At 53.6% G+C, this 12908-nt stretch carries 13 protein-coding genes; 10 read left to right on the top strand and 3 right to left on the bottom strand.

The window, feature by feature from the left end; genetic code table 11:
- Positions 1–129: 129 nt before the first annotated feature.
- The 3 genes from NOX35_RS12935 to NOX35_RS12945 are packed head-to-tail and all read right to left on the bottom strand — an operon-like array spanning position 130 to position 4995.
- Complete coding sequence (locus tag NOX35_RS12935; protein ID WP_256496838.1) at positions 130–1317, bottom strand: hypothetical protein; 1188 nt, start codon at positions 1315–1317, stop codon at positions 130–132.
- Positions 1314–1787, bottom strand: coding sequence for a hypothetical protein (locus NOX35_RS12940; protein WP_256496839.1), 474 nt, complete (start codon positions 1785–1787; stop codon positions 1314–1316). The genes NOX35_RS12935 and NOX35_RS12940 overlap by 4 nt, the downstream gene beginning before the upstream one ends.
- Entirely contained in the window at positions 1762–4995 is a 3234-nt protein-coding gene (locus NOX35_RS12945) for a hypothetical protein (RefSeq protein ID WP_256496840.1), read from the bottom strand. Before NOX35_RS12945 ends, NOX35_RS12940 begins: the two co-directional genes overlap by 26 nt.
- Positions 4996–5769: 774 nt before the next feature.
- Here NOX35_RS12945 and NOX35_RS12950 point away from each other — a divergent pair.
- The 10 genes from NOX35_RS12950 (at position 5770) to NOX35_RS12995 (ending at position 12908) form a co-directional block, all read left to right on the top strand.
- Positions 5770–6273 (top strand): hypothetical protein, encoded by a 504-nt coding sequence (locus NOX35_RS12950; protein WP_114862530.1) that lies wholly within the window; start codon positions 5770–5772, stop codon positions 6271–6273.
- Between the two features lie 311 nt (positions 6274–6584).
- Positions 6585–7640, top strand: coding sequence for a hypothetical protein (locus tag NOX35_RS12955; protein WP_256496841.1), 1056 nt, complete (start codon positions 6585–6587; stop codon positions 7638–7640).
- Between the two features lie 3 nt (positions 7641–7643).
- On the top strand, positions 7644–8174 hold the full coding sequence (locus tag NOX35_RS12960; RefSeq protein ID WP_019042358.1) for a hypothetical protein: 531 nt from the start codon (positions 7644–7646) through the stop codon (positions 8172–8174).
- Position 8175: 1 nt separating this feature from the next.
- Entirely contained in the window at positions 8176–8715 is a 540-nt protein-coding gene (locus NOX35_RS12965) for a PFL_4695 family integrating conjugative element protein (RefSeq protein WP_256496842.1), read from the top strand.
- Positions 8712–8882: a hypothetical protein gene (locus NOX35_RS12970; RefSeq protein ID WP_256496843.1), complete on the top strand. Its 171-nt coding sequence runs from the start codon at positions 8712–8714 to the stop codon at positions 8880–8882. The genes NOX35_RS12965 and NOX35_RS12970 overlap by 4 nt, the downstream gene beginning before the upstream one ends.
- Before the next feature lie 11 nt (positions 8883–8893).
- On the top strand, positions 8894–11125 hold the full coding sequence (gene traD, locus NOX35_RS12975; RefSeq protein ID WP_256496923.1) for a type IV conjugative transfer system coupling protein TraD: 2232 nt from the start codon (positions 8894–8896) through the stop codon (positions 11123–11125).
- Complete coding sequence (locus tag NOX35_RS12980; protein WP_256496844.1) at positions 11122–11898, top strand: TIGR03747 family integrating conjugative element membrane protein; 777 nt, start codon at positions 11122–11124, stop codon at positions 11896–11898. Before traD ends, NOX35_RS12980 begins: the two co-directional genes overlap by 4 nt.
- Before the next feature lie 23 nt (positions 11899–11921).
- A complete protein-coding gene (locus NOX35_RS12985; protein WP_019042353.1) occupies positions 11922–12236 on the top strand; it encodes an RAQPRD family integrative conjugative element protein in 315 nt (104 codons plus the stop codon).
- An 18-nt stretch (positions 12237–12254) separates the two neighbouring features.
- Positions 12255–12497, top strand: a complete 243-nt coding sequence (locus NOX35_RS12990) for a DUF3262 family protein (RefSeq protein WP_256496845.1) — start codon at positions 12255–12257, stop codon at positions 12495–12497.
- 27 nt (positions 12498–12524) lie between these two features.
- On the top strand, positions 12525–12908 hold the full coding sequence (locus NOX35_RS12995; protein WP_034372443.1) for a DUF2976 domain-containing protein: 384 nt from the start codon (positions 12525–12527) through the stop codon (positions 12906–12908).

The raw sequence follows: 12908 nt of genomic DNA on the forward strand, positions 1-12908 counted from the left end.
GTTATTTAGTTACATTTTGGTTCAAAATAGTGGGTATCTAGCAAAAAGCAGCCCGCTAGGACCTCCGTCAGATGGCTGGGCGAAAAACTTCCGCCTGCTTCGTTATGCGATTCGATCGTTTGGGGAATCTTAAAAAAGAACCTTATATAACGCAAAAGGGGGAACTATAACAGCCACTGCAAGATAAATTTTGTTCTTAAAGAAACCGAAAAATCGAGCAGCACTTCCAAGTGTTGCACTAAGGCTGCTATATGAATGGCGGTTTTCGATATCATTTGCAATCCCTGCGGTGCTTAGTAACGGCAGCCAGTACATCCTCATGAAATCACTGCTCTTGAAGTAGTGGCTGTGCCCTCCTCTAAAGAAACGGTTTACTATCCTCTTCGAGCTGAAGCCATTGAATCCCGTTCGCCCTGCCATTCCTGTTCCAGAGACGAATGCCTCACTAATCAAGAGCACATCATCATCGACGCCGCAGTCATTAATTATGTTAATTGACCCGTCTCCTGGGAGGAATCCCCAGTCAAAATCACAAGAAAGAACGCTGCCCGCAAGGACTATGGTGCAGCGCGGAAAAGTAATTTCCTCCGCAATAAGAATCTTTAGTGCTTCGGCCAATAAGAGTGTCCCAAAGCTATGGCAAAAGACAAATACATGATCGGATTCTCCACTACTGAATTCACTACGAACTCTATCTGAAAGCCTTTTTGCCTCAGCCATCCGCATTGATGGAACTGCGAAGAATAGTGTTGGAAACCAGCCGTACTTATATGTGTTAAATGAGCAGGTGTCGGTATGTTCCTCGATTAGCAAGCGCAGCTTATTCTGCCATTGACCGTAGGTCGCAATACCGTGAATGCTAACAACAGCGATATTTTTTGGCTCTACCGCACGCGAAATCTGGGATGAACCAGTATACCGAAGGCTTGATGTAATCTTGTCTCTCCACGTACTACTTCCTGCAGAGGCTTCAATTACAAGTAGACAGTGCTTTTCAAAATCCTCGCGATAACTACCGATATCATTCGCATGTGCAGTGATACCTATTATTTTCTCGGGCTTCTTTAGCTTCGCATTCTTACCCAGCTCTTCAATTAGTTGCAAGCTTAACTTTGAGCTGCCTTTCTCACCTTTGCGCTTGGGGAAAACAACATCCAATAGCAACACATCATAATATGATGCACGCATTGCTTTTTTTGCTTCATCAAAGCATTCCGCAATGCAGATATGATTTTCTGGGACACTTAAAGATTCTTGCAAATGTGCGCTGAGGCGTTGCGCACGCGCAAGATCATCATCGGCTATTAGTATTCTCATTGGTCCGAAATTTTGTCGATAAGGCGTAATACGTCGCTGATTTTCTGTCTCCACATGGACTGTGAACTGTCATACTGAACGATGCCGTGATATCTACTTCCAAACTCAGATCTAAGTTCTTTATCCAAAGTGTCAAGTGTATGAGATACATCGCCTTCACTGAAAGCGTCATACTGAGTCACAAACAATACTGGCGTTGTCACACCCTTACGGTAGGCTTTACGGGCAACTTCACGGCCTCCAAGGGTTCGAAATCGTCCACCTGATTCGCTAGACGACTTATCATAGGTCGGCAGGCTCATGTCCATCAGTATAAGTTCGAATGGCTCGTTACTTGTCATCAGGCGAAATCCTGACGTAAAGGAGCCAGCATGTTGCACATCAACGCTGAAATCGCTTCCATCTAGAAACGACAAAATTCTATCCCGCTTATGCGGATTGTCTTCAATGAGCAATATTTTTATTGCCATGCTTTATCTCCACAGTGAAGCCAAAGTCATTTACACCGAGCTGAACATCAAAGTTTTGGCTAATTAAGCGTAGCTGATTGAAAACTTTACTCAGTCCTGTTCCGCCTTCCTTACGCATTAGCGCTATCGATTTTGGAGACCGCATCCTCGCATCTAGGTCTTTGATGAAGTCTTCGCTATATTGGGACCTGCGATCTGGGGATATGCTATTTGAAATACGAAGCGAGAATACTTCGTACCCGGCGCTGAAATTGATGAGTACAGGCGTGTCCTTGCCCAGGCCACTTCTTCTAAATGAATTTTCAAATAGAGTTACAAGCACTAAAATAAAATCCTTTACATCAGCGCCATTTACTTTTGCCACGACGGGGCCTTCGATATATTCTATAATCGGGTGAAATGCTACTCCTCCGATTCTTCGAAAGCATTCGACGGAAATATCAATGAGATCCGGAATTGGTCTAGCTGAAACTACGCTTGTATCAGACGGCTTGAACCACTCTGCCGCAACAGTAATATCTTCTTGGATGCCGTGCCTTGCTTGCTCAATTGCGGCCATCAACTCGAGCATGGCGGCACCTCTTTTTGATGCGACAATGCTGTCGGCTAGATTGTCTAAGAGATCTAACACGTTCCTCCTGAATTCAACGTTTAATTTTTCCCGTACTTGGCTTAGGAAAAAGTACGTATTCTTAAGGAAAAGATTAATAACGACATCCAGGAAATCGTCGGCACTCATATTAAGTGCATCGACTTCAAGCTTGGAAAAATCGTCTAAACCTATGGTGTAGGAAAATACTCTACGGCCTCGCTCGTGACCATCAGTTGCGATTTTCATCCATTCTTCCGCCTCCCGAACAAGATTGTTAAATCGTTCAGAAAACGTCGCTAGATCTAAATCTACGGATTCGAGAATATCTGGATTCAGTAACGCATTTGCTGCGAGCCAGAACTGATTGCTGACATACTTTCCAGTTGCATCTGCCTCAGTGAGGAGATGTTTCTCTTCTAGTCGAACACGCATTAGATTTGAGAAGAAGCCGTGCCTGATTTCTGTGCTCAGATTTTTATCTAGGCCATACTTTTCATCAAATAGGAATGCATTCTGTACGAGATTTATTGCTCTGAGGAGAGTAGTTTTTCTGTCGCCGACTGCGATTGCTCTCTGGGCCGGCTCATCATCCTCCTCCGCGCCTTCTATTCGGATAAACCGGTCAGCGTGAGACTCATCGAGTGACTTATACAGGGCCATAAGTGGCTTAAAATCACCCGAAACAAGCTTCTTTAATTCTGTTGTATTAATATCAATCTTGCTTTCGTTGAAATGCGCAGCTCCTGCATCCACCACAATCTGTCCAAGGATCTCATCTTCCTCTAGGTCGTGCGCTTCTTGATCGATTACTCCTTTGTCTAGGAGGTGATCTAGTATTGAAATCCTCTCAGCTCTGAGTTCGCTACTGGTTTCGTAGGAACCTAAATAGTCCATTACATCAAGTGCAGATATGTCCTTGAAAAATATTGCGACAAGAGGATCGTTGCAATCTAGTCGATCAAAGAGGGCGCTAGGCCTGTCGACATCCTCAGCCTCCAGATACTGCTCAAAAGTTTCATTGAGTACATACTCTTTTTTCCTGTCGATGTATGTAACGTAGACGTGTGCGATGACGACAGCCTCCAAAGAGTGAAATGATTCACTCTCGACCAGTGCCATCATTGCAGCCATCGGCAGAGCAGCATAGGTGTTTACATCAATAGCGAGTTCCCTTGCAGCAAAGCTAATGAGCTCAGAAAGGCGTTTTGTAGAGAGGTAGGCCGCTGATGTTATCTCCAATGCATCTTTTTTTAACCTGCATTCTTCTTGATACTGATCTAAGAGATTGTCAAGAGTGTCATATGATGCCTCTGGATCTCCGGCGACTTGAATTATTCGCTGTTTAAGGCGCCTATGGGCGGGAAGTGATGCACATTCAGACTGATACCGTAATGCAAGAGTGAATGCCTTTTGGTCTCCTATCCATGACGTCATTGGAGTTGCTACGGCGCTGGATGATAACGACTGAGATATTTTTTTTGTTAGGGCCTCTGCGATCCCGTTTGGCATGGCAAGACATAATGCTGTGTCTAAAACCTCGAACCCAGAGAATCCATTTAGATTGGCAACTTGGCTCAAATGATCGTCTCGAAGCTTCTTCGGTGAACTATTTATGGAATAGATTTCTGCCAAGTTGTTGACGATCTTAGCCAGTGGCGACTTTTCAGGAATTATTCGAACCTGGCTTTGCGCTTGTATTTTCGCTACTATATTAAGGACAGCGAATTCGAATTCGGCACTGGGTTTAAGACTTCTATACACCCGTGAAAGCTCTTCATAGTCTTCTTGTTCATAAAGAGAGACGATTTTTGAAAGACTTGTTATCAGTGTTTTTTTGTCTATACCTAGTTCATTGCGGACCTCGTCCTTCATTTCTTCAATGTCTTGGGCAAGTTCTTGAAGGAAAAGGTGAGAAGGATGTGGATCTGCTGACCGTGTATCGGATGCCATGGTTTCGATTAGCCATATTTGGTCTACCAAGGGCAAGGTATGAATTACGTGAAAGCATGGCTCATCAAGCCTCAATAACCCCATGGCTTTTGGGATTAATAGTAGCTCAACCATCTTTGCCCAGTCTCGTTCTCCTCCTTCCGCTAGTTCCCGAATTGCGATGATCAGCGTCTTCTCGAGATGAAGCAATGGGTCGCTGGCGACAAGTAAAAACCAATTAAATGTGAGACGTATAAAAGGATGGGTCGAGCGGGCCTTGCACTGCTCAACGTATTCTTCCATCTCGTCAATTTTCCCTTGCTGGGATAATAAAGCTATATTTGCTCTGATGCTCCACAGTGATTCTCCAAGCCGATCGGTTAGAGCTTTCAAATTCGCTGAAGCTTCACCAAATTCGCCTTTTAGAAAGCTTGCCTCATATAGAAATCTATGTTTTTGATATAGCTTTACTTTCTCTCTATTGAGTTTGAGAGTGTTTCTGTGAAGGAGGAAGTTGTTCTTATTCCCATCTTCAAAATGCCTATACCCAAACATGGGTTGGCCGAGCATCTCTTCAATGGTCTTTGCTTCAGAACTCAACTCTTGGCGAAATCTCTCTCGTGAGTAAAGCTTGTCGAACTTCTCCTCAAAGGACTTAGGGTCTTCGTGAACAAGAAAGCGAGACATAGCTTGTACATATGCCTCTCGAGTAAGGGATGCAGATACTAACGGATTTAGCATTAGGCTATAGCCGTCAGTCATCGCTGGGTTGAGGCGCCTCGCTCGTGGTCTTGGCTTCATCGTCATTCAAAAGTGCTTTCGGTGCTGTTTAACGGCGGAGGCGGTTCTAGTTTGTGTAATCCCAAGATCCTGCCGAATATTCACATGAGGTTACCAGCGAAAGGGGTCGAGTCAAGCGAGATATAGCCATGAGTAACCTTTACATCGACGGATTTTTTGGAGATGAGCGCAACAGCAGAAGTAAGACCTTAATGGTTCCCTCTCTTGCCGGCTGGTCGATGATCGGCTTGGTTGAGCGGCGATGCATTGGTCCTTTTCATTTAGAGCTTTTGGCTCTCCTAGAGCCAGAAGCTTGTTCTAGTTGACCCGTACAGTCCTTGCCGGTACCTGTAAATCCTTTGCGCATGCTCCGAACTTTGAGGAGCATGCGCGCCCTTTGGATAGGTCCTGTACCCAGTAGAGCCGTTTGCCCCGTATGTGAGCGGACCCTGACGCTCGCCTTCCTTTGAGCCGTTTATTTTCAGACATATATTTTAAACTATGTCAAGCGTAAACCGTTAGGTATGTAACGCACGGTTTCCGCTGGTGAATAAGGTACAGGTCTAAGAACATTCGGCCCGGCGACTGACGCATTGCGTCGACCCCCCCGGGCCACTGATCTTCTTCGCACACCTCCTCTTGGTTGTGGTCCGGGTTCTTTTTACGGAGTTCCTACGGTCCATGACCCGCACGCCCAGATTCTTTGCCAGCATGGCTTTGCTGGCCATGGCCTCAGCCCAGGCCACCCCTCAGCTTGTTGACGGCAACAAGCGCCTGCAGTTGGGCCGCTACACCACGGCCGAAGCCCTGCCACAGCCGCATCTGAATGAGCCGCTGGCCCTGGTGGCCCAGCTCACATTCCCGCGCGAACAGGTGACGACCGTTGGCGAAGCCATCGAGTACACGCTGCTTCGTACTGGCTATGCCCTGGTGGATTCCCAATCACTGACTTCCGATGCGCGGCGCTTTCTCGGTCTGCCGCTGCCCGAGGCTCAGCGCACGCTGGGCCCGTTTTCTGTTCAAGACGTTCTGAATGTGCTGGTAGGCACAGCATGGCGCTGGCACACCGACCACATCACTCGCCGCGTTTGGTTCACCCTGGCAAACGCACCCAAGCCTCGCCGCCTGGAGCCCATCGTCAGCCCTAGCACTACGCCTCAGCCGAAGGCATCCGCCAAGGAGTGAGCATGTCGGAACAAAGCACTGTCGATGCAGACGTACAAGTGACTGAGCCAAGCGTGCCGCCGCCGCCGCCTCCCGATGTGGCAGATTTGTCGCCTGCGGCTTCTGTAGCCCCCGAGGTCACTGGTGTTGATGATTCAGCTGTCGATCATTCTTGGTTGAGCGAGCTTGAGACTGCCGCTCCTCTCAGTGCTGCCACTGCACCTGCGTCGGCAGCTGCTGCGCCTGTTGAGGTCAAAAACCGGCCAGGATTCCTCGCCCGCGCATTTCGTCGCGCACCAGCTGCAGCAAGGCCACGCAAGGCCGAGGTGCCTGTGAGTGTTGAGTCCAGCGATATCCCGTCTCGACGCAAGCTGACGAACCCATGGGTGCTGCGCACAGTCGGCATTGCGGGTGTCGTGGGAATATTGGCAGTGGGGTACCTTCAGTACGGGCCGAAACGACTACCAGCACTGGATCTGCTTGGCTCATCGCTTCCCGAGGCCGGCCTGGTGACGCCGCAGCCTGCTTTCGATGCGTCCGAGTTTGATCCACGCCTGGCCGACACCTCCCCGCTGCCCCTTGCGCCCTTGGCTGATGCGGCTGCGGCACCTATCGGCGGAGCACCAGCTGGCGATGCGGACCCAATCCCCGTGGGCATGCAGCCAGAATTCGATCCAGAGGCGGTTATGCGGCAGTCTGCAGCTGATGCAGGCGTTGCCAGCCTGGGGGACGCAGGCGCTGTGCCGCAAGCCGTGGCCAACGTGGCCCTCCAGCGAATTGAGGCCGCTGCAGCAGCACCGGCTGGTAGTGCCCCTATTACTGCCGCACCAGCGCCGACTATGGCCGTGGCCCCCACGGCAGTGGCGACTGCAACACCAGTCGGCGTCGACCCCCAGGTGCTTGATCGCATGAAGCGCATGGAAGACATGATGTTGCTGATGTCCCAGCAGCTGGCCGCGATGCAGCAGGCCAACGCGCTTGCTGGCAAGACCTCTGCGGCACCGGCTCCCGCTCCTGCGGTAGCGCCTGCAGTGGCTCCGGCAGCCACACAGGCCGCCCCCGTCGAGCAGCCGTCGCCGCGCCCAGCGCCCAAGCGCGTAATGGTGAAGGCGAAGCCGGCGACTCCCCGCCAAGCAGCAAAGGTCGTTGCCGCGAAGCCAGCTGCAGCTCCTGCTGGTGCCCAGCTTGTGTCCGTCGATATGTGGAACGGCGAGCCTTCGGTCGTGGTCGCGTCGGGCGTGCCCGGTGATCGCCGCGTGCGTGTCTTGCGCCCAGGTGATGTGGTCAATGGTCTGTCGCTCAAGTCGGCAGATCCTGTGTCTCGCACAGCCACATTCGTGGCTCCAGGCAGCCAAGGCCTGACCCTTTCAGTGAGCAATGGAGGCTGATTCATGAAAAAAACTGCCTTTATTGCCACCGTGGTCGCATTGCAGCTGAGCACGGGCGCTCTTGCGCAGCTGCGCACTGGCCGCACTGCAGAAGCGAGCTCGCTGCCCAGCACGACTCAACAGGGCCGCTCGCAACTGGACGAGACAGCGCGTGCTGTGCAACAGATGTGGGGTCTGACTGCCGATGAGATGCAGCGAGCCAAGGTGCTGTCGCTAGGACCTCGTGCCAATTTCTCGGTCAAGGAGCTCTCGCCCCTGGAGGTGCTGGGCATTCATGCTCGCAACGATGCAGAGCGCCGCCAGTATGCCGAACGCATGGCGCGGATCTTCCACCAGGATGTGGAGCGAAGCATCTTGTGGGACCGTGAAATGCAGGCGGCTATGGCCCGCCTGTATCCCAATGAGCCGATGGTGAACTATGACGGCCTGCCGCGCGTGCAGTCGTCTGTCGGTGCAGCCGACATGCTGAACGTGCCGCGCACGCAGATCATCGAGCGCGCATCGCCAGCTCCTGCCAACCGCGGAAAACGCTGATATGCGCTGCCGGTTCGCCATCCTCGCCCTTGGATTCGCTTGCAGCGCGCCGGCCCTGGCCGGCGTGGAGCTGGAGATGCTCCACGACAGCGGCAAGTCTGTGCCGTTGGCGCCCTATGTGGCCCAGATCGTGGGCGGCACAGATGAGGCGAATGTGCTCGACGGGCTGCGTTTCCCGTTTCGCAGCCAATTGCGCGGCGGTGTGCTCGAGCAAGACGGCGTGCAGGTCTTTAATGGCCAATGGCTGACTCAGCCCATGTTCGTGATCGGCGCGGACGACGCGTCTTTGCGCTGGGTAGCCTTCAATCACAAGAAGCTGGTACAGCTCAATGCCGTCGGCATTGTGGTGCAGGCAGCAACGCCAGCCGCATTCAAGCTGCTGCAGCAAGTGGCCAGCCCCTTGCAATTGGCTCCTGATACAGGGGCATTCCTTGCAGACACATTGATCGCCAAGGGCGCGCCAGTTTTTCCCGTGCTGGTGCACAGCAATGGCCGCGCCTACCAGATCCTGCCTCAAAGCACGTTCGGAGTGGCTCCATGAGGGAACTCGGCCTGGTGCATATCGGATCGGAAGGCGCTGTGAAAGCATGCGCCAATGCTCGACTGTTGCGTGGTGTGCTGAGCCAGCTTGGAACGGCTTTTGGGCCTGAACAGTCCCAAAATGTTCCAAGCCATCACGGCATGTTCCAGCTGGAGGGCATGCAGTGAGTGACGGGACCATGGAAGGCGTGCTGAGGCCGCCAGTCGAAGCATTGAGCGCAGCCACAGCTTTTGGGATTGCTGGCGTAGCTGCAGCCGCGCCATGGGCGCTGATGATGCCCCACTCGCTGGGCGCAGTCTCGGGCGCAATCGCTGCCGGCTTCGGTTGCGTGCGTGCGCGCCAGGCCTTCCAGGTCTATAGCTATCAACGCGGGCTGAAGTTCACCAAGATGACGCGCTTGGCCCCTCACAAGCTTCCTGTCAATCTCAAGGAGCATCTCTACCTGGGCGAAGGCTTTGAGTGGACGCAGTTGCACACCCAGCGCTTGCTGGACGCGCGTGAGACAGATGTTCAGCGCTTCGTGAAGGCCTCGCCAACCGAGCTCAAGCTCGCAGCGACTGGCGAAAAGATGCGCAAGTGGGCGCAGGCCAAGACCGACAGCCTGCTGGCCAGGGTACTGGAGCGTGCGCTTGATGTCGGCGGTACCGCCAACCCCTTCGCCACGGGCGTGGACCTGGGCGGCAACCCTGTGCTTCATGGCGTGGGAGTGCAGAACGAAAAGCCGGTGGTGTTGCGCCAAGGCTCGCGCTCTGGCCACTTGCTGGTGATGGGCACGACTCGCGTGGGCAAGACGCGCCTCTTGGAGCTTCTGTGCTCTCAGGACATTCATGCCGGTCATGTGGTGATCGTCATCGACCCCAAGGGCGACGCGGAGCTGATGCTTCGCATGCATGCTGAGGCACGACGCGCTGGTCGCCTGGATCAGTTCTATATGTTCCATCTGGGCTACCCGGAGATTTCTGCACGCTACAACGGCATTGGCAATTTCGCGCGTATCACCGAAGTCGCTGGCCGTGCCACGAATGCCCTGCCCTCCTCGGGCAACTCGGCTGCCTTCAAGGAGTTCAGCTGGCGGTTCACCAACATCGTGGCTCAGGCCCAGGTGGCACTCGGTCGCATTCCGACCTACGAGACGCTGCTCAAGGACGTGACTGGCATTGACCCGCTGTTCATGGACTACGCGGGCATGACGTTTCGCAAGCTCGCGATTGACCATCCCCAGCGCTTCGGCAGCTATCAGGACCGCCTGGTGGAGCTGGAGCGCGCTATCGTGGCAAAGAAGGCTCCGGTTCCAAGAAGCCTGCAGGATCGTTCGCCCGATCAGGTGGCGATGTATCTGCTCATCAAGGAAGCACGACTGGACGACAAGGTACTGGTCGGCCTGGCGGCCGCATTCAGCTACGAGCGTTCGTTCTACGAAAAGATCATTGCCAGCCTGGGGCCATTCCTCGAAAAGCTCACCTCCGGCGCGGTGGGCAAGCTCATCAGCCCTGACTACTTTGACCCGAACGACAAGCGGCCGATCTTCGACTGGATGACGGTGTTCCGCCAGGGCGGCATCGTGTATGCCGGCCTGGATGCCTTGTCTGACTCCGTGGTTTCGTCTGCCGTGGGTAATTCCATGCTGTCCGATCTCGTTTCGACCGGCGGCAAGCTCTACAAGACAGGCCTCGACCCACACGGCGACGGGAAGCTGCAGCTGCCGACTGTGTGTTGCCATTTCGATGAGGTCAATGAGATTGCAGGTCCCGAGTTCGTGCCCATGGTCAACAAACTGGGCGGATCTGGCTTTCGCATCACTGCATACACCCAGTCGATGTTTGACATCGAGGCGAAGGTTGGTGACAAGGCCAAGGCTGGCCAGATCCTCGACAACTTCAACCACCTTTGCATGCTGCGGGTGCGCAGCAAGGCGACCGCGAGCCTGCTGACGGACCAGGTGCCACAGGTCAATGTGACGGTGCTCACGCCAGTATCGGGCGTGTCGGACACGGCTGCCCAGGGCAATGGCGTCGATTTCACCAGCCAGAACAACGACATAGCGAACAAGTCGAAGGCGCCGCTGATCGAGCCTTCTGACGTTCTTTCATTGCCACAGGGTCAAGCGTTTGCGCTGCTGGAAGGCAATCGCTGCCACAAGATTCGTATTCCTCTGGCTGATACCAAGGACGACCCGTTCATACCAGCTTCGCTCAAGGCGGTTGCTGAGGACATGAAGCGCCGCTATCGCACGAGTGAGACGTGGGCCGCAGAAACCGACTGGCTCAGTACACAGCCCTTGGGCGCTGGGGCAGGTGGGCTGATCGACACGGATCTCGCCTCTGCCTTTGATGACGATATGCCTGGCTACGCGATGGCAGGTGCAACATCGTCCGCCGTGGCCGGCAACGTGATGGGGCCGCACTCATGACGGCTCCGAACTCGCCCGCCAGAAAGCCAAGCACACACGGCCCTGTGGGGGTAGCCGTGTTGGTTGGCTTTGGACTATTCAGCGTGACAGTGTCCTCGTGGCTCATTGGTCTGGTGATTGAAGTCGGCGGTGGCTATTTCTTCTGGCGTGGCCAGGGCATCCGCCATGCACAGGAGATGGTGCAGCAGGATCTGCGCTATATCGCAGCCGCGCCACGCAGTCTGCTAGTGCCAGACACCGTGGACTTTTCGCTGCGCATCGTGAAGTGGGTACGTATGCCCTACGAGCGCCTTGGTGCGCTGCGCTGGTATCAGCGCAACGTGGCCGCCCAGCAGGCAGGTTCAGATGCGGCACTGCCTAGCTTTCTGGGTCAAAGCGTGCAGCCTCAACTCAAGGGGTTGGCCAAGGCTGGTGCGTCGTTCATCTACATGCTCAGCGAATGGGTGGTCATCAGCATGTTTGTCCTGCAGGACGTTCTGCTGCGCCTCTGCACTGCAGTTTTCGCACTCCCAGCATTTGCCCTTGCCTGCCTGATGGGGGTGATCGACGGGTTGGTGCGCAGGGACCGGCGCCGTTGGCAAGGCGGCCGCGAATCCTCGTTCGTCTACCACCACGCCAAGCGCTATGTGGGATGGGCGCTTACAGGTGGCTTTGGCTTGTACCTGTCCTGGCCGTTCGGCGGCTTCAACCCAGCCTACATGGTTCTGGTGTTCACCGTGCTTGTGGCATTCACCCTATCGACAACGGTAGGTGCGTTCAAGAAATACGCATGACATTGATTTTGAAGGAGATATTGATGAAACGCTCACGACATTCGTTCTTTGCCCTCTTGGTGATTGGAGTGCTCTCCACCACGGCGATGGCCTGGGCAGATGTTGCCGACGACGAGCTGGAGCGCGAACGCTTGGCGCGCATCGCTGGCGAGATCGAGCAGGTGCAGCTGATGGTTGCTGACGCGGAAAAGGCCGCGCCGACCGGCCAGCGCGTGAAGTTCCGCTACGACTGGCTGCAGCGCGACCTGGAGCTGCTGCGCCTGGGCGTAACAAACCACGTGGATGCACCTCGCCAGCCTCGCCCAGTCGCCCCATTGCGTGGTGACTATCGGCAATAACCAAAAGAAAAACAAACCATGCGTTCAGAAATGGCGACGGCATTCGTACAAGGGGCAGGCTTCAATCCTCAAAACTTGAAGTACCTACTTTTTGTCGTGGTTTTTGCAATGGTGTTTTCTATTGGCGCATGGCTCGGCACGCTGGTATTGAAGGCTTATGGAGATGGAGAAATGGATGCATCGGAAGCCATGAGGGCGTGTATTGGAGTTGCCATTACTGTTCTGTTAGTGGTAGGCGTGGTGGGATCAATCATTCTGTAAAAAACCAATTAATTGATTGGAGAAATTATGAAGAAGCACTTGAAAAAAATTAACTCTGGCATCGCATCTATCGCATTGGCCCCGGTTGTGCTGCTTGCAACCTTCCCTGCATTTAGCGCTCTGCCAACAATTCAGCCTCCTGCTGGTGGAAGTATCGGCGGCGGCACCACACAAGAAGGCGATATTCTTGGGATCATAGGCGCTTATCTGAAGCTCGGATTTACCATCCTGGGGTTGGTCCTTGCGGTTGCCGCATTTTTATATGTGGTAATTGCTTCGCTGCAACGCTATCGCGACTACACCAAAGGCACTATTCAGCTTGGTGATCTAAAAGAGCACGTAATTGTTAGCGTCATTATTCTCAGCCTCGTGGTGTTGATGGTCAATTACGCTACTCAGACCCTGGCCTGA

This window comes from Comamonas sp. C11, assembly GCF_024496285.1.
In the GTDB taxonomy this organism is placed as follows: Bacteria; Pseudomonadota; Gammaproteobacteria; order Burkholderiales; family Burkholderiaceae_C; genus Comamonas; species Comamonas testosteroni_F.

What these genes read in the sequence shown, in the direction of transcription:
- NOX35_RS12935 (WP_256496838.1), bottom strand. Translation starts at nt 1,317, where the DNA reads ATGAGAATACTAATAGCCGATGATGATCTTGCGCGTGCGCAACGCCTC.
- NOX35_RS12945 (WP_256496840.1), bottom strand. Translation starts at nt 4,995, where the DNA reads ATGTCTCGCTTTCTTGTTCACGAAGACCCTAAGTCCTTTGAGGAGAAG.
- NOX35_RS12950 (WP_114862530.1), top strand. Translation starts at nt 5,770, where the DNA reads ATGACCCGCACGCCCAGATTCTTTGCCAGCATGGCTTTGCTGGCCATG.
- NOX35_RS12990 (WP_256496845.1), top strand. Translation starts at nt 12,255, where the DNA reads ATGCGTTCAGAAATGGCGACGGCATTCGTACAAGGGGCAGGCTTCAAT.
- NOX35_RS12985 (WP_019042353.1), top strand. Translation starts at nt 11,922, where the DNA reads ATGAAACGCTCACGACATTCGTTCTTTGCCCTCTTGGTGATTGGAGTG.
- NOX35_RS12940 (WP_256496839.1), bottom strand. Translation starts at nt 1,787, where the DNA reads ATGGCAATAAAAATATTGCTCATTGAAGACAATCCGCATAAGCGGGAT.
- NOX35_RS12995 (WP_034372443.1), top strand. Translation starts at nt 12,525, where the DNA reads ATGAAGAAGCACTTGAAAAAAATTAACTCTGGCATCGCATCTATCGCA.
- NOX35_RS12980 (WP_256496844.1), top strand. Translation starts at nt 11,122, where the DNA reads ATGACGGCTCCGAACTCGCCCGCCAGAAAGCCAAGCACACACGGCCCT.
- NOX35_RS12965 (WP_256496842.1), top strand. Translation starts at nt 8,176, where the DNA reads ATGCGCTGCCGGTTCGCCATCCTCGCCCTTGGATTCGCTTGCAGCGCG.
- traD (WP_256496923.1), top strand. Translation starts at nt 8,894, where the DNA reads ATGGAAGGCGTGCTGAGGCCGCCAGTCGAAGCATTGAGCGCAGCCACA.
- NOX35_RS12970 (WP_256496843.1), top strand. Translation starts at nt 8,712, where the DNA reads ATGAGGGAACTCGGCCTGGTGCATATCGGATCGGAAGGCGCTGTGAAA.
- NOX35_RS12960 (WP_019042358.1), top strand. Translation starts at nt 7,644, where the DNA reads ATGAAAAAAACTGCCTTTATTGCCACCGTGGTCGCATTGCAGCTGAGC.